Origin of the sequence: Pseudoalteromonas sp. GW168-MNA-CIBAN-0100, assembly GCF_040309225.1 — a bacterium.
In the GTDB taxonomy this organism is placed as follows: Bacteria; Pseudomonadota; Gammaproteobacteria; order Enterobacterales; family Alteromonadaceae; genus Pseudoalteromonas; species Pseudoalteromonas arctica.
In genome coordinates this window covers 1-265 of sequence record NZ_JBEOOL010000661.1, presented here as the reverse complement: position 1 = coordinate 265, position 265 = coordinate 1, and the positions used below count along the sequence as shown (strand labels likewise).

Sequence of the window (265 nt, the reverse complement as noted above, 5' to 3'; positions counted from 1 at the left end):
AGCTTGAAGTAACGGTGCGTGATGAGTACGCCGATGGCGAATATCAACGTACTTTTTATAATGGTAGCTTAGGTGGCAACCCTTATTTGTATCGATTTGTTGAGCTAGAAGACGATGTTGAAAACTGGGGCGTTAATATTAATAAAGTTTTTTACTTTGAGAACGCCGAAGTTGAAATCGCGGGTGGCGGCTATTTTGTTGAAAAAACGCGTGATTACCGCACAGACTTTTTTAACTATCGTTTTAGCCAAACACAGTCTTTAGA

At 40.0% G+C, this 265-nt stretch carries 1 protein-coding gene; it reads left to right on the top strand.

Going from position 1 to position 265, the window contains the following annotated elements; all coding sequences use genetic code 11:
* Window positions 1-265: hypothetical protein (locus tag AAEY62_RS22905; RefSeq protein WP_350636725.1), on the top strand; the 265-nt coding region annotated here is incomplete at both ends.